General features: G+C 38.7%; 20 protein-coding genes. 10 read left to right on the forward strand and 10 right to left on the reverse strand.

All coding sequences use genetic code 11. From position 1 onward, the window contains the following. Window positions 1-127 precede the first annotated feature (127 nt). Entirely contained in the window at window positions 128-508 is a 381-nt protein-coding gene (locus tag OSH00_RS03985; protein ID WP_266129349.1) for a hypothetical protein, read from the forward strand. A gap of 11 nt (window positions 509-519) precedes the next feature. After that, window positions 520-1,089, forward strand: coding sequence for a ribonuclease HII (rnhB, locus tag OSH00_RS03990; RefSeq protein ID WP_266129350.1), 570 nt, complete (start codon window positions 520-522; stop codon window positions 1,087-1,089). An 81-nt stretch (window positions 1,090-1,170) separates the two neighbouring features. On the opposite strand, the gene csrA is transcribed toward rnhB, so the two are convergent. From csrA to OSH00_RS04015, 5 genes are all read right to left on the reverse strand, one after another. After that, window positions 1,171-1,422: a carbon storage regulator CsrA gene (gene csrA, locus OSH00_RS03995; protein ID WP_196076846.1), complete on the reverse strand. Its 252-nt coding sequence runs from the start codon at window positions 1,420-1,422 to the stop codon at window positions 1,171-1,173. 244 nt (window positions 1,423-1,666) lie between these two features. Further along, window positions 1,667-2,947, reverse strand: coding sequence for an aspartate kinase (locus tag OSH00_RS04000; RefSeq protein ID WP_196076844.1), 1,281 nt, complete (start codon window positions 2,945-2,947; stop codon window positions 1,667-1,669). A 63-nt stretch (window positions 2,948-3,010) separates the two neighbouring features. Beyond that, window positions 3,011-5,704, reverse strand: a complete 2,694-nt coding sequence (gene alaS / locus OSH00_RS04005; protein ID WP_266129351.1) for an alanine--tRNA ligase — start codon at window positions 5,702-5,704, stop codon at window positions 3,011-3,013. A gap of 244 nt (window positions 5,705-5,948) precedes the next feature. Then, complete coding sequence (locus OSH00_RS04010) at window positions 5,949-6,725, reverse strand: PA3715 family protein (RefSeq protein ID WP_266129352.1); 777 nt, start codon at window positions 6,723-6,725, stop codon at window positions 5,949-5,951. A 29-nt stretch (window positions 6,726-6,754) separates the two neighbouring features. After that, window positions 6,755-7,573 (reverse strand): PA3715 family protein, encoded by an 819-nt coding sequence (locus tag OSH00_RS04015; protein WP_266129353.1) that lies wholly within the window; start codon window positions 7,571-7,573, stop codon window positions 6,755-6,757. A 137-nt stretch (window positions 7,574-7,710) separates the two neighbouring features. Between OSH00_RS04015 and OSH00_RS04020 the strand changes: the two genes are divergently transcribed. Together OSH00_RS04020 and OSH00_RS04025 are read left to right on the forward strand one after the other, a co-directional pair. Further along, window positions 7,711-8,733: a type I glyceraldehyde-3-phosphate dehydrogenase gene (locus OSH00_RS04020; protein WP_266129354.1), complete on the forward strand. Its 1,023-nt coding sequence runs from the start codon at window positions 7,711-7,713 to the stop codon at window positions 8,731-8,733. A gap of 120 nt (window positions 8,734-8,853) precedes the next feature. Next, complete coding sequence (locus OSH00_RS04025; protein WP_266129355.1) at window positions 8,854-9,150, forward strand: hypothetical protein; 297 nt, start codon at window positions 8,854-8,856, stop codon at window positions 9,148-9,150. Between the two features lie 58 nt (window positions 9,151-9,208). Here the strand turns inward: OSH00_RS04025 and OSH00_RS04030 are convergent, their stop codons facing one another. Both OSH00_RS04030 and OSH00_RS04035 read right to left on the reverse strand, forming a co-directional pair. After that, window positions 9,209-9,508, reverse strand: a complete 300-nt coding sequence (locus OSH00_RS04030) for an AzlD family protein (RefSeq protein WP_266129356.1) — start codon at window positions 9,506-9,508, stop codon at window positions 9,209-9,211. Continuing rightward, window positions 9,505-10,248, reverse strand: a complete 744-nt coding sequence (locus OSH00_RS04035) for an AzlC family ABC transporter permease (RefSeq protein ID WP_266129357.1) — start codon at window positions 10,246-10,248, stop codon at window positions 9,505-9,507. The genes OSH00_RS04030 and OSH00_RS04035 overlap by 4 nt, the downstream gene beginning before the upstream one ends. Window positions 10,249-10,399: 151 nt before the next feature. On the opposite strand from OSH00_RS04035, the gene OSH00_RS04040 reads away from it, so the two are divergent. Beyond that, window positions 10,400-10,861, forward strand: coding sequence for an Lrp/AsnC family transcriptional regulator (locus OSH00_RS04040; protein ID WP_266129358.1), 462 nt, complete (start codon window positions 10,400-10,402; stop codon window positions 10,859-10,861). Here the strand turns inward: OSH00_RS04040 and OSH00_RS04045 are convergent. Further along, the gene (locus tag OSH00_RS04045; RefSeq protein WP_266129359.1) at window positions 10,858-11,427 is read right to left on the reverse strand and encodes an RNA 2'-phosphotransferase; all 570 of its coding nucleotides are present in this window, start codon (window positions 11,425-11,427) and stop codon (window positions 10,858-10,860) included. The genes OSH00_RS04040 and OSH00_RS04045 overlap by 4 nt on opposite strands. Before the next feature lie 33 nt (window positions 11,428-11,460). Then, window positions 11,461-11,871, reverse strand: coding sequence for an Lrp/AsnC family transcriptional regulator (locus OSH00_RS04050; protein ID WP_266129360.1), 411 nt, complete (start codon window positions 11,869-11,871; stop codon window positions 11,461-11,463). Window positions 11,872-11,992: 121 nt separating this feature from the next. On the opposite strand from OSH00_RS04050, the gene OSH00_RS04055 reads away from it, so the two are divergent. Continuing rightward, on the forward strand, window positions 11,993-12,535 hold the full coding sequence (locus tag OSH00_RS04055) for a cysteine hydrolase family protein (protein ID WP_266129361.1): 543 nt from the start codon (window positions 11,993-11,995) through the stop codon (window positions 12,533-12,535). A 69-nt stretch (window positions 12,536-12,604) separates the two neighbouring features. On the opposite strand, the gene OSH00_RS04060 is transcribed toward OSH00_RS04055, so the two are convergent. Beyond that, window positions 12,605-13,114, reverse strand: coding sequence for a hypothetical protein (locus tag OSH00_RS04060; protein WP_266129840.1), 510 nt, complete (start codon window positions 13,112-13,114; stop codon window positions 12,605-12,607). 312 nt (window positions 13,115-13,426) lie between these two features. On the opposite strand from OSH00_RS04060, the gene OSH00_RS04065 reads away from it, so the two are divergent. The 4 genes from OSH00_RS04065 to OSH00_RS04080 all read left to right on the forward strand — a co-directional run bounded on the left by OSH00_RS04065 (window position 13,427) and on the right by OSH00_RS04080 (window position 17,397). Further along, window positions 13,427-14,593, forward strand: coding sequence for an ATP phosphoribosyltransferase regulatory subunit (locus OSH00_RS04065; protein ID WP_266129362.1), 1,167 nt, complete (start codon window positions 13,427-13,429; stop codon window positions 14,591-14,593). Window positions 14,594-14,663: 70 nt separating this feature from the next. After that, window positions 14,664-15,983: an adenylosuccinate synthase gene (locus tag OSH00_RS04070; protein WP_266129363.1), complete on the forward strand. Its 1,320-nt coding sequence runs from the start codon at window positions 14,664-14,666 to the stop codon at window positions 15,981-15,983. A 175-nt stretch (window positions 15,984-16,158) separates the two neighbouring features. After that, window positions 16,159-16,950 (forward strand): M48 family metallopeptidase, encoded by a 792-nt coding sequence (locus tag OSH00_RS04075; protein WP_196076826.1) that lies wholly within the window; start codon window positions 16,159-16,161, stop codon window positions 16,948-16,950. Between the two features lie 141 nt (window positions 16,951-17,091). Next, on the forward strand, window positions 17,092-17,397 hold the full coding sequence (locus OSH00_RS04080) for a hypothetical protein (protein ID WP_266129364.1): 306 nt from the start codon (window positions 17,092-17,094) through the stop codon (window positions 17,395-17,397). The last annotated feature ends 80 nt before the right edge of the window (window positions 17,398-17,477 follow it).

Here is a 17,477-nt window from a genome sequence, read left to right on the forward strand (position 1 = left end):
GCTTAAAGCAAAAAATGAGAAATATTTATCCATTTATTTATAGTTTTGAAGATTACAAGATTTTTTAGTTTAATCTCAATCTAAGTTTAGGCAAAATACGATCTTTATTCGATAAACTGGAAAAATTGTGAAAAAAACGGCAGCCTTTATTGTTCCTTTTATTTTAGCTCTTACGGGGTGTGTGACCACAGATTCGATGGATCCCACAGCAGCAGGATCTACAACACAGCAGTTGGGGACAGTTGCCATGAAAATTGCAATCAATGCGAAATGTACAACAGAATTAGAAAATTTGCCTGCCTGGAAAACAGCTACCAGAGTGATGACTGCTGAACAAAAGAGTAATGTTCAAAGTCAAATTTGCGGATGTGTCAGTGAGAAGGCTCCACAAAGTGTCACTGCCGTAGATTTAGCAACTGTAGCATTGGATCCTCAGGCACGTGCAGCAATTGTTTCCAATGCAGTGACAAAAACAATCAATGCCTGTGTTGCAGAAGCAATAAGATAATAGGGAAGAATATGTTAGTTGCTGGTGTTGATGAGGCGGGGAGAGGTCCATTAGTTGGGTCTGTAGTAGCCGCAGCTGTTATTTTAGACCCAAATAATCCCATTGAGGGATTAAATGATTCTAAAAAATTGACTGAAAAGAAACGTGAAAAGTTGTTTATTGAAATCAAAGAAAAAGCACTTGCTTGGGCGATTGCAGAGGCGACACATCAAGAAATTGATGAGTTAAACATCTTGCAGGCTTCTTTATTGGCGATGCGCCGAGCTGTAGAAGCATTAAAGCTGGTTCCTGAACATGTGCTCGTCGATGGAAATAAAGTTCCAAAAGGCTTGGCTATGCGCTGTGAGGCTGTGGTGGGGGGGGATGCACTCCATGATGAAATCAGTGCAGCAAGTATTTTGGCTAAAGTGACCCGTGACCATGAGATGGTGGACTTAGACAAACAGTATCCCCAATTTGGCTTTGCAAAACACAAAGGTTATCCAACCAAAGCACACTTCGATGCGATTGCTGAACATGGGGTCATTGATCAACATCGCCGTAGTTATGCACCTGTTAAAAGGGCTTTAGGTCTTGAATGAAAGTAATGATATTTTTACCGAAGGTTTAAATAAATTTAAAGCGGCTATATAGCCGCTTTATATTTCAAAACATTTATAATCTTAACGATTATAAGTGTTTTGTGAATTATCATCTTCATAGGAAGGTTGATAATCTTGATCAATATGTTGCAAATGTTCGTGCATAGCACGTTCATGTTGAATACGTTGATAAATTTCTTCGCGATGTACAGAAACTTCTTTTGGCGCGTTAACACCAATACGAACTTGATTGCCTTTAACACCAAGCACAGTAACACTGACTTGATCCCCAATCATCAAAGTTTCTCCGACACGGCGGGTCAGAATCAGCATGTTTATCTCCTTGCTTAAACGCTAAACCTGCGATGAATTTCTACAAAAAATAGAAAACACAACTTTAAATAGCACCGATAATTTTAACAGAATAATGTGACAAGTTTTTCACTTTCTCACCCCTCTGTTGAAATTTTTTAAAACCTCAAAAACTAATATAACAGAGCCACTATAGAAAACACTATAGTGGCTCCGATTTTTTCTTGGTCAAAACAGCGAATAAGTTGCTATATTTGATCAAAAATTACGCACGCGCACTCGATTCGCCATGTTCACGGTCTAAACCGAACGCAGTATGAAGAGAACGTACAGCAAGTTCGAGATAATTTTCTTCAATAATCACAGAAATTTTAATTTCAGAAGTAGAGATCATTAAAATATTGATCCCTTCATCGGCAAGTGCGGTAAACATTTTACTCGCAACACCTGCGTGAGAACGCATACCCACACCTACGATCGACACTTTCACAATATCATCACGTGTTGCAACTTCGCGTGCACCGATGGCGGTTGCGGTTTCTTCTAAAATTGCTTTGGCTTTTTTAAGCTCGCTACGATTGACCGTAAAGGTAAAATCAGTCGTACCATCCTCTTCAACGTTTTGGATAATCATATCCACTTCAACGTTTGCAGCACCAACTGGCGATAAGATTTTAGAAGCAATACCTGGTTCATCAGGTACACCTAAAATTGTTAATTTAGCTTCGTCACGGTTAAATGCGATACCAGAAATAATTGGCTGTTCCATACTGTCTTCCGCTTCAGTGGTGATTAGTGTTCCGACATTCTTTTTGAAGTCTTCATCGAATGCGCCATCATTGTCATTATCAAAACTTGATAATACGCGTAAAGGCACTTGGTATTTACCTGCAAATTCAACTGAACGAATTTGTAGGACTTTAGAACCAAGAGATGCCATTTCAAGCATTTCTTCAAAAGAAATACGATCAACTTTTTTGGCTTTAGGTGCAACACGCGGGTCAGTGGTATACACACCATCAACATCGGTATAAATTTGACATTCATCTGCTTTTAATGCTGCAGCCAATGCAACACCAGAAGTATCTGAACCACCGCGACCTAGAGTTGTGGTATTACCTTCAGCATCAAAACCTTGGAAACCTGCAACAACAATCACACGACCGGCATCTAAATGTTCAGTCATGACATCAGTATCAATAGATTCGATACGTGCTTTGGTAAATGCGCTGTCGGTTTTAATCCCTACTTGACGACCTGTAAGTGACTTAGCTTCAACACCAATTGAATTGAGCGCCATTGCTAACATTGAAATCGTTACCTGTTCACCCGTAGACACCATTTGGTCTAATTCACGAGGATCAGGGGTTTCGGTAATGGCTTTCGCTAAAGCCAATAAGCGGTTGGTTTCACCACTCATTGCTGATACAACCACTACAACCTTGTGGCCGTGGTCATGCCAACGCTTTACACGACGAGCAACATTTAAAATGCGCTCGGGAGTACCCATAGAAGTACCGCCATATTTTTGAACGATTAATGCCATAGTTGTTCCATATAAGCCATGACTCTAATTGGCATTAGAGTCAGTTACACAAAAGGTGAAGTTTTATTTTTGAGCAAGCCACGCAGTTAAATCTGTCATCACTTGTTCAAACTTCTCGTTTAGTGGCGCGCCACCTTGTGCTAAGTCAGGTTTACCACCACCTTTACCACCAAGCTCATTTGCTAAGTGTTTGATGATGTCACCTGCTTTTAGATTCACAGTGAAATCTTTTGCTACGGATGCGATCAGGCTCACTTTGTCACCTTCAACACCTGCAAGCACGATCACTGCATTATCTAATTTGGATTTGACACTGTCATGAAGATGGCGAACTGACTTCGCATCTTGTCCTTGAACTGTGGCAATTAATGTTTGACGACCCGCAATTTCAGTCACTTGATTGATCAAGTCGGACGCTTGGAAATTCGCCAATTTTTGATTCAACTGTTCGATTTGTTTTTGAAGTTGATGTGCATTTTCAACAGCTGCTTCAACTTTTTCAACAGTCTGATCTTTTTGCGCTTTCAGTAGGTCGTTGATATGAAGAATATCAGCATCTACTTTTTGTACGACATCCAGTGCTTTAATGCCTGTAACAGCTTCAATACGACGTACACCCGCAGCAACACCACCTTCAGAAGTGATTTTGAATAAACCAATATCACCTGTACGTTTTACATGGATACCACCACACAGCTCGATCGAGAAATTTTTCTCATCTTTCAGTGAGCCCATAGACAAAACACGAACTTCATCGCCATACTTTTCACCAAACAACATCATTGCGCCTTTATCTTTGGCTGCTTCGATGCCGAGAAGTTCTGTAGATACAGCAGTATTGGCTATAATTTCACGGTTCACCAAACGTTCAACTTGTTGCAGTTGTTCGAAGCTGACAGGCTGGTCATTGGCAAAGTCAAAACGTAAAAGATCAGAGGCAACCAATGAACCTTTTTGCTGAACATGTTCACCTAAAATCTGACGTAATGCCGCATGTAAAAGGTGAGTGGCAGAGTGATTACGTGCAGTAGCGTCACGGATGTCAGCTTTCACAATAGCTTCAACGCGCTGAGTTGCTTTTAGACTGCCTACAGTGACAATACCTTGATGAACAAATGCATTACCTGATTTTTTGGTATCTTGAACTTCAAAAATGCCTGTTTCATTTTTAAAGATACCCGTGTCACCAATTTGACCACCGCTTTCTGCATAGAATGGTGTTTGGTTAAGCACGATCAATGCTTCATCACCTTCAACGACTTCGTCAACTTGAATACCATCTTTATAGATCGCAACAATTTGTCCCTGACCTTGAGTTGCATCATAGCCGTCAAACTGAGTTTCGCTGTCTACTTTTACAATGCTATTGTAATCAACTGCAAATTTGCCTGCTTCGCGTGCGCGTTGACGTTGTGCAGCCATTTCAACTTCAAAACCTGCCTCATCAATTTCGAGTTCACGTTCACGTGCAATATCTGCAGTTAAGTCAGTTGGGAAGCCGTAGGTATCGTAAAGTTTAAAGACAGTTTCACCCGGAATGATTTTACCTTTCAGGTTTGCTAATTCACCTTCTAGTAATTTCAAACCTTGTTCAAGTGTTTTTGCAAATAGTTCTTCTTCACGAATCAAAGCATTTTCAATGACTTGACGACGCTCAACCAATTCTGGATAAGCTTCACCCATGACATCAATAAGTGGTTGCAACATTTTATAGAAGAAGGTACCCGTTGCGCCCATTTTATTACCGTGACGTATAGCACGACGAATAATACGACGCAATACATAACCACGACCTTCGTTTGATGGGTTTACACCATCAGCAATTAAGAAACAGCATGAGCGCGCGTGATCTGCAACCACTTTAAGCGAAGCAGGGTATTCAATTGGTTTATTTTGTGACTGCGCTTCGGCTTGTGCTTGACTCATATCTACGCCGATAATTTCAGCCGCAGATTTTAATAGATTTTGGAACAAGTCAATTTCGTAATTTGAATTGACATGTTGTAAAACAGCAGAAATACGCTCCAAGCCCATACCTGTATCGACAGATGGCGCAGGAAGATTATGCAAGACACCATCCGCAGTACGGTTGAACTGCATAAAGACGTTATTCCAAATTTCAATAAAACGGTCACCGTCTTCTTCTGGTGTACCCGGTAAGCCACCCCAGATATGATCGCCATGATCAAAGAAAATTTCTGAGCAAGGACCACAAGGACCTGTATCACCCATTGCCCAGAAGTTATCAGATGCGTATTTTTCACCTTTATTGTCACCAATACGGATGATACGGCTCGCATCTAGACCGATTTCTTTGTTCCAAATATCAAAAGCTTCGTCATCTGTATGATAAACAGTGGCATAGAGTTTGTCTTTTGGAAGCGCTAACCATTCTTCACCTGTTAGGAAATCCCATGCAAAACGGATCGCATCATGTTTAAAGTAATCACCAAAAGAAAAGTTACCTAACATTTCAAAGAAAGTGTGGTGACGTGCTGTATAACCCACATTATCCAAGTCGTTATGCTTACCACCTGCACGGACACATTTTTGTGAAGTTGTTGCACGAACATAGTCACGCTTTTCTAAACCAAGGAAGCAGTCTTTAAACTGGTTCATGCCTGCATTGGTAAACAACAAAGTAGGGTCATTGGCGGGTACAAGTGAGCTCGACGCGACACGTGTATGTCCTTGCGATTCAAAGTAACGCAAAAATGCTTCACGTATTTCAGCAGTAGTCATAAAACGAGTACTCACAACCAAGTCACTCCTCAATTTTCATATTGGCTAAAAGTGTGTCACTGAGTCTAATTTTATTGCTCAGTCTGCACACAGGCTTAATTTTTAAAAACGCCAAAGTATAACGGAAAATACACGCTCCACCAATGATTTTAAGGTGAATTATTGGTTTTTCTATACAATTGCGACTTTGGTCCAAATGGGGTTTAAAATCTATGAAATTTAGACTCCCGTAGATTGTCATTACAATATTTAACGCAAATTAAAATGGATCGATACTTAAAAAGTTGTGATGCTGAAATTTATAGGCTTGACCATCAAATTTAAGCGTTTGTTGTTGCTTATACTGTTTTTTCAGGGTTTTGCATGTTTTATAGTCGGTTTTGGTCTGGTTTTTAGTTTCTTTTAATATGATGTCCTGTAAACCATGAGTCGTTTTATTTGATAAAATCAGGATACGTCTGACTTCTGAATTGCTATTTTCAGGACAGTTCCCAATTCGTTCATCACCGCTATCATTCATACTGATGCCCCCGATTTCTTTAATAGGAAGTTTAGGATTAACTTTAAATAAAGTTAAATTACTGTGACTATAAGTGAAGCCACCTTGATGCGACGATGAAGTTTCGATACCCACGACATCCATATCAGTTAATGTTGAAAAACGGGGGGTATGCAGTTGGGCACCATCATAATGATCTGCATCGGAGTAAAAAGTTTCGGGTGCTTTATACTTTTGCAGAATTTTATGCTGAGTGGTGTCTATCAGATATAAATTCAGATCATGTTCCATATCATCATAAGATTTATAAGCAATCGGTTGGCTAATGGTAATCAACTGAAGTCTTTGTTCACTGTCTAAATTGATACAGCTTTGATATGTTTTTGCATCTGTTTGGGCAAAACGCTGATTGACCAATTTAAATTGGTCAATCAATTGTTGCTGCTGTTGCGCTGAGCATCGTTGATAGGAAGCTGCGAACACATGACCAGATATGAAAATCAGTATCATGCCAATTGAAATCTGTAATCTTTTCATGTGATCATCTCTAAAAGTTCAAAATCTAATTAAATTCCAACATCTAAAAATTTAAGATGTTTAAAATGATATGTTTTTCCATCAAATTTCATGATATGACGTTGTTTTTTGACAATACGTTCGGTACTACAATTTTTTTCGTCAAGTGTTATGCGCTCTGTTTTTTCAGTGAGTTGGATGTCAGCTAAACCATGACTGTTCTGTTTTAAAGGATGAAGTAAAATTTGAGTCTCGATTTGTTTATTATTTTCACACATCGACGGTCTTTCGCTACCTGAGTAATTGGTCATAAATTTATCTAAAACCAATTGCATTTGGTGATTGTTGAGTTTGAATAACTTTATTTCACGTATTTTTATGTCGATCCTGCCTAAATGCCTGTAGGTTAAGGCTAGACCAATAACGGGTGTCGCTTTGTCTGTAGAAAAGCGATGAATATCAAATTGTAAGTTTTCATACTGACCGATCTCTGAAGTAATCTCCATCGGATAATGATAGTGATTTAGAATTTTTTCAGATGTATTGTCAATCAAATAAAGATCTAAGTTGTAATCTGCATAGCCAGACGGTATATGAGTGGGTTGACTCATTGCGATTAATTGCCGATTTTGATCCAGATTTATACAGCTTTCAAATGATGGATAGCGCATATCTTTCTGTTGTGGGGAAATCGATTTAATTTTGTTAACCAATTGCTGAGTCTGTGCTTCGCTACATCGTGAATAAGTATTTTGAACATTGATCTGTTGGGCATAACTGAGAGGGATAAATATAAAACCACATATCGCAATACAGCCACCATAAAATAAATGTTGATTAAAAGTTCTGGTAAGTAAAGATGAATACATTTTTTTATCCAATGATGTTTTAAAATCTATTGTTTTCGAATTTTTTCTTGATAAAGTCAGCTATATATTAACAGTAGTGACCATAAATCTTATACCATATCACTGATTATGGTAGTTTGGCTGTAAAAGGACATCTGATGCAACGTGTGGCAATAAACGGATTCGGGCGGATTGGGCGAAATGTATTAAGAGCTTGGTTTGAAAATCCGAAAAACTTTCATTTTGAAATTGTTGCCATCAATGATATTGCAGATGTTGAAACATTGGTTCATTTATTTAAATATGACACGACACATGGACGTTTTGATGGGGCAGTCAATATTGTTGAGGAGAATGGACAGCTTTATATGTCCATTGATGCTCGTCAGATAAAACTTAAAGTCCTTATTTTAAGACAAGAAAATCCAGCATTGTTACCTTGGCAAGATTTAGAGATCAATGTCGTTTTAGAGTGTACAGGTTTATTTCGCTCGAGAGTTGCTGCTACACAGCATTTAACTGCAGGCGCTAAACGTGTCATTATTGGCGCTGCACCGTTTGATACGGTTGATGCCGCAATTGTATATGGTGTCAATCACCATGAAGTGAAAGCCACTGATCAGATTATTTCCAGTGTTTCATGTACCACCCAGGCGCTGGTTCCATTGGTTAAAATCATTGATGATGCCTTTGGCATAGAAAGTGCACTGATGACAGAAATTCATGCTGTTACTGCGGACCAATCTGTATTGGATCATGCACATCGAGATTTGCGCCGGGCAAGAGCATCAGGGCAGAACATTATTCCAACGACCTCTTCAGCACTGGGTGCATTGAAGCAGGTGATGCCAAAAATGGCAAATCGAATTGATGGATTTTCAATTCGAGTTCCTACGATTAATGTGGCTGCAATCGATTTAAGTTTTATCGCAAAGTTACCAGTAACGGCACATTTAATTAATCAAACCTTAGTCCAAGCTGCAAAATATGATTATGCTGAAATTATGTCAGTGACGGATGAATTATTGGTTTCAAGCGATTTTAATCATTCTCCGTATTCATTGATTGTTGATTTAACCCAAACACTTGTTGTGGGGCAGCAGGTCAAAGTTTTTGCTTGGTATGACAATGAATGGGGATATGCCAACCGCTTATTGGATTTATGCGAGTCATTCTATTGATGCATATCTGCTGTCAACAGTGATGAAAATGAATACATGATTATCAGAATTTATCACCTTAAAACTATTCTATCATTGTTAAAATAAAGCTGATTCACATCTTATACTTAGGGGAAGTTGATGTCTTTCATATATATCACCTTGGTGGTTATTTATCTGGCAATTATTTTTATTGTCTGGCAAATGGGGAAGCTCAATAAACAAAATATTGTTTTATTTGAGCGAACAAATCATCAACAACATTTGATTCAATCGCAGGAGAATCACCTTAAGCAGACATTGCAAATTATGCAGGATTTAGCCAAAAAGATGCATGTACAACAAGAAGTTTTGGACAATACCTCTAATCGGTTGACTCAGGTTGAGTTTCAAAATGCTGAACTGATTAAAATACTGCAACAGAATAAGCAACCCTAAAGGTACAGAGAAATGCATAGATTGATAAACAATCAACAGCCTCATCCATTGAGATTCTTTATACGATAAAGTATCTCAATATAGCTGTGGTAACAATACTGATCATGACTGTAGGAAGCAGGGACAAGTAACAGGCAGCCAATAAGGTCACGGCTATTGCAATCAGGTTGGCTGGATCATCTGAGACAAAATAGGGTGCGATGACTGAGATCAGTACACAACCTGGAATGACTTGTAAAATACGTGTGGTTCTTTTGCTGAGCTGTCGGTTTTTTAACAACAAATAGCCTAAAATTCTAGTGAGATATGTGGTTAAACCAACGCATAGAATTGCGATAAAGGTGGTCATATGAATCATTCTTCATCTCCAATAAACACGAAAGCAGCAATGATTCCAGAAACAGAACCCACCAAAACGTACCAGCCTTTGGGTAAAAAGGAATAAGCCAAAGCGGCAGCGATGAGGCTAACCAACCAAGGTAATGCCGGTTTAAAACCTTTCCACATCCCGCGTAAGAGCACTAAAAATACAGCGGGAAATGCCATGTCAAAGCCAAATTTGGTGACATCTCCAAGAAAAGAGCCGATTCCAACGCCCATTGTGGTGAAAACAACCCACATCACATACAATGCAAAGCACAGTCCGATATAAAAGAACACACTGAATCCAGCATATGGATTTCGAGGATTTTGTTTATGGGCATCGGTAATGCTTAAAGCCCAACTTTCATCACACATAAAAAACAACAGAGGTAAGGCTTTGTGATTGGGTAAGTGTCGAATATAAGGTGCTAAACTAGCACCCATTAAAATATGCCGGCTATTGACCAAAAAGGTAATTAAAATCAGAAAAAGAAGCTGTGGTGGTTGAGTCCAAACTTCAATAATGGCAAATTCTGAACCACCGGCAAAATTGAGACCAGTCAGTAAAGGAACTTCGAGTGCGGAGAAGCCTTTGTGAGCGGCTTGAGTTCCCAGAACCAATGCAAAAGGGATAATCCCTAACAACATGGGGATAGATGTTTTAAGCCCGCGTAAAAATTCTCTGAAATCAATAGAATCATTCAGCTCTGCTGCGGAGTTTTTAAAACTTGACATGAATCACTCAAAGTTGAAAAAATACAGTGGTTGTTTATTTTATGCCAATTGATAGGCTATTTTTCGCTAAAATTTCTGCTTATAAAAGTTATTTTGCAATAATATTGCTGAAATATGTTATTTTTTAAATTTATATACTAAAATTTTGTTTATGAAATTAGACCAAACAGATCGTCGTATTTTACGTGCTTTACAGCAAAATGGAAAATTGCAGAATAATGAGTTGGCTGAACAGATCGGGTTATCTGCTTCACCCTGTCTGAGACGGGTAAAACAGCTCGAAGATGAGGGAATCATTGATCAGTATGTGGCGCTGGTAAATCCACAAAAAGTCAATCTCAGTTTGACAGTTTTTGCACGGATCTGGTTGAAAAGTCAGGATGAGCAAACTGTAAACTGTTTTATCGACACGATTATGAATATTCCACAGATTGTAGAGTGTCAACTGATGGCGGGTGATTGTGATTTTTTCTTGCGTATTGTTGTGTCTGATTTAGAAGCATATCGAAAGTTTCAAGTCAATCATTTAAATAAAATTTCAGGAATACAAAATGTAAAAACTGAAATCCCGCTGCAAAAAATTAAACAAACCACAGCTTTGCCCTTAGATTAGTGATTAGTCGACTGTGCTAATTGTTGTAAATATTTTGCAGGAACATGCTCAGTGAGCCAAACTCCATTTTCTGCTTGATAAAAATGATAGCCGTCTTGATGCATTTTTTGCGTATCAATCTGAAAAATAATCACTTTGCCATGTCGTTGTCCGACTTTAACTGCAGTTGTTTGATCGGTAGACAGATGAACATGATGACGTTCACCTGAAATTAAACCTTGATCTAAAATACTGTTTACAAAGCGCGTTGCAGTCCCATGAAAAAGTGTTTCAGGCGGAGGGGTAGCAGTATAAGCACGTTTAACCTGAGCACTTGAATGACCTTGTACCGCACGGATTTTGCTTTGATCCAATGAAAATTGGAAGCGTTTTTTATCACTGGTTTCAACGATTTCAGTCAATTCGATAAGGCTAAGCGGTCTTTTGTACTTGATCAGTTGCTGTAAAAGTATATGTACATCAGTCCAACCCTCAGAATCAAGTTGGATTCCAATATTTTCTGGTTGATGTCTAAGGACTAAGCTTAATAATTTACTGTGCTGTTGGCGTTTTTCTAAAGATTTCATTTGTTTATTCTAACATAATTTTGATACTAAAAATTAGGCTTGTGGTTCTATTGTTTTTACAACACTATCAACTGAATATTGCCCCCATTCAGACAGCTGTTCAATAAAGTGATTGATGGCTTGACTGTCAAAATGAGCCACTAACATATAGCAAGCAGAACCACAGACTTTATAACAACTTTCGACAGCGGCAAACTGCATAACAAATACTTCAAATTTTTCAAAATCATTATTTTGCATCATCACCCGTATAAACTGAGTTGAGGGATGATTCAAAGCAACCGTATATTTTTGGATTGCACCTTCATCTTGCATTTTAGCAATACGGCTTCCAACTGCTTGTCCAGTGCGGTGGACAAGTTTCCCAATTTCTTTATTGCTGAGGCGAGAATCAGTTTTCAGGATCTGTAAGATTTTTAGATCGATAGGGTCTTTGGGCAGCATGGTGATTTTGACAATTTTTCAATTTGAAAGTTTATTGGGATTTATTCTTTCACGATAGACTGCAAACTGCTAGATGTTTGGCCTAATCTTATAAAAACTTCAACAAATAGTGAGAATGAAAATGAGCCATACTGCCTTATTGGTTATTGATGTCCAAAATGATTATTTTCCACAAGGAAAGATGGAATTGTTTGGCGCTCAACAGGCTTTAATGCAAATCAATCGATTGGAAGCTGATTTTATCAAGAAAGCTCAATCGATCATTTATATTCAGCATATTGCCAAACAAGCGCAAGCCAGCTTTTTTGAAGAGGGTACAGAAGGCGCAGAATTGCATTCTGGCTTACAGACTAATCAGAACTCAATCATTATTGAAAAGCACTATCCCAATAGTTTCTTCCAAACAGATTTAAAGCAAGTGCTTGATCAGTTGAATGTCGATCACTTGGTTATCAGTGGAATGATGACACATATGTGTGTCGATGCAACATCTCGTGCGGCTGCGGAACTAGGTTATCAACCGATTATCATTGCAGAAGCAACAGCAACACGCCAGCTAAGCTATGCAGGTAAAACAGTACAGGCTGAAGATGTACAGACAGCATGTTTATCTGCATTTCAGATGTTTTCACAGGTGATCAGTATTGATGATTATTTAAAATAGTCAAAATGAAAGGAAGTGCAAAACGATGAGCACTGTTGCACTTCCCATTTTAAATCAAAAGGTCTTCTATTATTCTTGATTTAAAAAACCTTCTTTGATTTTTTCAGGTAATCCTTCGTGCCACCATGTATATATTGAGGATTGAATCTCTTGATCTTCTTCTGGATCATTGAATGGTTCATCATCTTCACGGATTAATTCATCTTCTTCGAATTTAAACCAAAACTCCCAAGGATCATCATCACCACATCCCCATGCACGTACATCAATTTCAGGTAGGAGTGATTTTAAGAACAGTATAATTGCTTCGATAAACTCGTCACCTGAAGAACCATGAACAAAATGCGCAATTGAATAGTCATCAATAGCATGAAAGGACTCAGGACTTAAATCAAATTCAATGTTATCTACTGTGTTTAAAAGGTCTTCTGCAAGTTCTTGTCCCAATTCAGGATTGAGCGTGATAGCTGAGGCAATAAACTTATTCTGATCCCCACGATGTTGCTTAAACAAATCATCGATTTTAAGTCTTATCTGTAGATTTGAATGTGTGTAGTAGAGATTGCTATGTAGTTCCATGTTTTTCCCCAATTTTAATAATTTAGTCATGTTGATGCTGCTTTTCTAAGCAGGTAAATTATATTTTGAATTATATAAATAGCAATCAGTTTAATAATGAAAATTTAAATAAATACAATATCTTGTATTCTTGAAAACACAAAAATAATTTTTTTTGCGCAAATTGGGATGCTATGAATCAATAATCCGATCCTTAAACGTCATTTTATTAATGCATGGTCTAAATGATCGTGCTAAAATAAGAGAAATCGGGTGTGTTCCCGATTTTTTTATGCGGATTACTTCCGCGCTGACAGGATTTAGGTTTACAACATGCCCATTTCAGAGACATGGTTATTACCTGATGGTGTAGCTGATGTATTACCAGAGCAAGCGCAAGTAATTGAACAATTGCGCCGTAAAGCTTTAGATTTCCTCGCATCCCGAGGTTATCAGCTGGTGTATACGCCATTCATCGAATACATCGAATCACTTTCTTCTCTTTCCGAATCGAATCAAGATTTAGACTTAGCCACTTTTAAAGTCATCGATCAGCTTTCTGGTCGTTTGCTTGGTGTGCGTGCCGATATGACACCACAAGTGGCTCGTATCGATGCCCATGTACATCAAGTACAGGGTGTGGCGCGTTACTGCTATGCAGGAACAGTACTTCATACTAAACCACAAGGTTTTAATACCACGAGAGCACCTTTACAGCTAGGTGCGGAATTATTTGGTTCAGACAGTATTGATGCTGATGTTGAAATGATTGACGTCATGCTTAATCTGATTAAAACAGCGGATATGGTGGATGGTATCCATCTTGATTTAGGGCATGTTGGGCTGTTTAGAAGTTTGGTTAAGCTTGCAGGTTTAAATAAGTCAACAGAACGTCAGTTGTCAGACTTATACCAACGCAAGGCATTACCAGAACTTGCTGAATTTACTCAAGAATTAAAATATGGTGCTGATTTTTACGCATTAGGTCGTTATGCAAGTGATTTAGATGCTTTGCAAGCGCATATCAGTGCAGACATTTTTGCGGATGACGCATTCAAACACGCTTTTGATGTGCTTAAAACTACATTTACCGAAATTCAAGCACGTTGGCCAAATCTCAATATTGGGATTGATGTGGTAGAACTTCGTTCATATCACTATCACACCGGTCTAATGTATGCGGTTTATGCACCAAACCGTGCTGCACCATTGGCGCAAGGCGGTCGTTATGATGGTATTGGTGAGCATTTTGGACGTGCGCGTCCAGCAACAGGTTTTTCCTGTGATTTGTATGTCTTAAGTGCAGGGAAACATCAACAGATTGAAAAAGTGGTTGCGCCTAAGGGAACAGCTGCTGATTTACTTGACGCGATTGAGACGACTCGTAAACAAGGTTTAAGTGTAATTCAGTTATTGGGTAATGACGATTTAAACTCAGTTCCAAACGCAACACACCAATTGGTAAATGTTGCAGGTGAGTGGAAAATCGAAACAATTTAATGATCGAATAGAGTGTTCATGTCACTTTATTTGGTTTTCTATTTTAACAGCATGATGTAATGAGGCTATTATGGGCAAAAGTGTTGTGGTACTCGGTACCCAATGGGGCGACGAAGGTAAAGGTAAAATCGTTGACCTGCTCACAGATCAAGCAGCTGCGGTAGTACGTTATCAAGGCGGACATAACGCGGGTCATACACTCGTCGTTGGTGGTAAGAAAACAGTTCTTCACCTCATTCCATCAGGTATCTTACGTGAAAACGTACTTTGCTTAATTGGCAATGGTGTTGTGCTTTCACCTGAAGCATTGATCAAAGAAATGGATATTTTAGAGAAAGAGGGCGTACCTGTTCGTGAACGTCTACGTATTTCTCCAAACTGCCCATTGATTCTTCCGCATCATATCGCACTTGATCAGGCACGTGAGAAAAAACGTGGAAATGCCAAGATTGGTACAACTGGTCGTGGTATTGGTCCAGCGTATGAAGATAAAGTTGCCCGTCGTGCAATCCGTGTTGCGGATTTGGTACGTGGCGGTGACCATCTTAAAGCGCAGCTTGAGGAACTTCTTGAGTACCATAACTTCCAATTAACTCAATTCTTCGGTGTTGAGGCAGTTAAAGTAGAAGATGTACTTGCGCTTTGTGACCAATGGCGTGAAGTGATTAAACCATTAGTATTGGATGTGATCACGACTTTGCATGACTATCGTAAAGAGGGTGCAAATATCATGTTTGAGGGTGCTCAGGGTTCATTATTGGATGTTGATCACGGCACATATCCCTATGTAACTTCATCGAATACCACAGCAGGTGGTGTGAGTTCAGGTTCAGGTCTAGGTCCATTGCATCTTGATTATGTTCTTGGAATTACTAAAGCCTATACCACTCGTGTAGGTGCTGGACCGTTTCCAACCGAGCTTGTTTATGATGCTGCCAATGATGTTGGTGATGCGATTGGTAAACACTTAGGAACTGTAGGTTCTGAGTTTGGTGCTTCTACTGGTCGTCAGCGTCGTTGCGGTTGGTTTGATGCAGAAATTCTACGTCGTTCTGTAGATGTAAACTCATTGTCAGGTATTTGCTTAACCAAGCTTGATGTTTTAGATGGCTTGGAAGAAGTAAAAATCTGTGTAGGCTATGAAGCTGCGGATTCAGGTTGTGTGGGTTCTACAGATGCGCTTGCATTTGAGACATTAAAACCAATTTATGAAACAATGCCAGGTTGGTCTGAATCGACTTTCGGTGCGAAATCACTCGATCAATTGCCACAAAATGCAATTAATTATGTGAAACGTATTGAGCAGTTAATTGAATGTCCTATCGACATCATTTCTACGGGCCCAGACCGTGATGAAACGATTGTGATGCGTCATCCATTTGATGCTTAATATGCAGATACTTTAAAAGCTCCTTCGGGAGCTTTTTTTATAAATATATATTTTTGGGTTTAAATAAAATGTGATTTATTTTGATTTTTTTAACAAAATACAACATAATTCGGGCGCTAAACGTTGAACTCCGTGTTGGAGTTTACATAAAGACTAATGAGCTTTGGTGAAAATAATGATTAACAAGAATGTATTACTTGGATTAGGGTTAGTGGTTGGTTTGTCAGGTTGCACCACGGTTGCTGAGTTAACGGGTAATGACTCTGCAACATTAAACCTCAATGCAGCAGCGGATTATAAGTTGCTGGTTGAAGATGCAAAGGCACAAAAAGCACTGGATACAACATCATCAACTTATAAACGTGTGAATGCTGTTTTTCTGAAAATGAAGCCTTTTGCAGATCAGGCAAATAAAACTGGTCAACAATTTGACTGGCAGTTAAGTGTGTTGAGATCTGATGAACTCAATGCATTTGTCATGCCAGGCGGGAAAGTGGTGTTCTTTACAGGCATCGTTAACCAGCTTAAGTTAACAGATGCAGAAATTGCTGCGATTATGGGTCATGAGATGACACATGCTTTAGAAGAGCACTCTAAACGTGATGCAGGAGCTACAGCAATCACTGATTTTGCCGTGAAGATGGGTAAAACCTATGCAGGCGATAAATTAGGTTCGATGGGTTCGCAAGCGCTCGATATTGGTAGTAAATACGGTGTAGGTCTACCTTATTCACGGAGTTTGGAATCTTCTGCAGACCGTGGTGGTTTGATGCTAATGGCGAAAGCAGGATATAACCCAGAAGCAGCAATCAGTGTTTGGCAAAAAATGAACAAAATTGATGGCGGCAGTAACAATGGTGTTCAGAAATTTACTTCTACTCATCCATCGAATAATGACCGTATCTCAGATTTAAATAAGAGCATGGTGGAAGCGAAGCAGGTGTATAAAGCTGCAATCAAAAAATAATTGAAAAGTGGAAAAGACCTAAGCCTGACGTTATTCAGGCTTTTTCTTTGAAATAAAAGACTAAAGTCGAAAATGATTTAGGTTAGGTTTTTATACCTGGCTTGATAGAATGTAGGTTTAGAGAAAGATTGAGTTTGTAGAATGCAAAAGAATATATCCTCAACGATATTTTATTCGCTGATTTTTGCGATGGGCGGTGCACCGACGATCGCCATGCTCATCATTCAAGCTCAAACCAACGATCCAAATATTGTCGCTCAAGCCCTGTTGGGATTGAGTGTAATGATTGCCTGTATCTTGGTGCCTGTAATTTTGCTTCAAAATGCATTTTTATTTATCAAACGCAATGACACGCTGTTGGAAACTAAAATTATTCCTTTAAAAAATATATATTTGGCATTGAATGTAATCTGTCTCATATATTGGTTAATAGTACAGTTTTTGTAGGCTTTTTACTTACACAATTAATATGAATTAATGGAATTTATTGATTTATCCTCATGTAACATTTGCATATAATTCACAAC

This window comes from Acinetobacter nematophilus (genome assembly GCF_026344175.1).
In the GTDB taxonomy this organism is placed as follows: Bacteria; Pseudomonadota; Gammaproteobacteria; order Pseudomonadales; family Moraxellaceae; genus Acinetobacter; species Acinetobacter nematophilus.

Coding starts and splice junctions, on each gene's coding strand:
- OSH00_RS04020 (WP_266129354.1), top strand. CDS start 7,711: ATGCAACGTGTGGCAATAAACGGATTCGGGCGGATTGGGCGAAATGTA.
- OSH00_RS04000 (WP_196076844.1), bottom strand. CDS start 2,947: ATGGCATTAATCGTTCAAAAATATGGCGGTACTTCTATGGGTACTCCC.
- OSH00_RS04015 (WP_266129353.1), bottom strand. CDS start 7,573: ATGTATTCATCTTTACTTACCAGAACTTTTAATCAACATTTATTTTAT.
- OSH00_RS04040 (WP_266129358.1), top strand. CDS start 10,400: ATGAAATTAGACCAAACAGATCGTCGTATTTTACGTGCTTTACAGCAA.
- OSH00_RS04075 (WP_196076826.1), top strand. CDS start 16,159: ATGATTAACAAGAATGTATTACTTGGATTAGGGTTAGTGGTTGGTTTG.
- OSH00_RS04030 (WP_266129356.1), bottom strand. CDS start 9,508: ATGATTCATATGACCACCTTTATCGCAATTCTATGCGTTGGTTTAACC.
- OSH00_RS04050 (WP_266129360.1), bottom strand. CDS start 11,871: ATGCTGCCCAAAGACCCTATCGATCTAAAAATCTTACAGATCCTGAAA.
- OSH00_RS04045 (WP_266129359.1), bottom strand. CDS start 11,427: ATGAAATCTTTAGAAAAACGCCAACAGCACAGTAAATTATTAAGCTTA.
- OSH00_RS04080 (WP_266129364.1), top strand. CDS start 17,092: ATGCAAAAGAATATATCCTCAACGATATTTTATTCGCTGATTTTTGCG.
- OSH00_RS04025 (WP_266129355.1), top strand. CDS start 8,854: ATGTCTTTCATATATATCACCTTGGTGGTTATTTATCTGGCAATTATT.
- csrA (WP_196076846.1), bottom strand. CDS start 1,422: ATGCTGATTCTGACCCGCCGTGTCGGAGAAACTTTGATGATTGGGGAT.
- OSH00_RS04060 (WP_266129840.1), bottom strand. CDS start 13,114: ATGGAACTACATAGCAATCTCTACTACACACATTCAAATCTACAGATA.
- OSH00_RS04070 (WP_266129363.1), top strand. CDS start 14,664: ATGGGCAAAAGTGTTGTGGTACTCGGTACCCAATGGGGCGACGAAGGT.
- rnhB (WP_266129350.1), top strand. CDS start 520: ATGTTAGTTGCTGGTGTTGATGAGGCGGGGAGAGGTCCATTAGTTGGG.
- OSH00_RS04065 (WP_266129362.1), top strand. CDS start 13,427: ATGCCCATTTCAGAGACATGGTTATTACCTGATGGTGTAGCTGATGTA.
- OSH00_RS04035 (WP_266129357.1), bottom strand. CDS start 10,248: ATGTCAAGTTTTAAAAACTCCGCAGCAGAGCTGAATGATTCTATTGAT.
- OSH00_RS04055 (WP_266129361.1), top strand. CDS start 11,993: ATGAGCCATACTGCCTTATTGGTTATTGATGTCCAAAATGATTATTTT.
- OSH00_RS04010 (WP_266129352.1), bottom strand. CDS start 6,725: ATGAAAAGATTACAGATTTCAATTGGCATGATACTGATTTTCATATCT.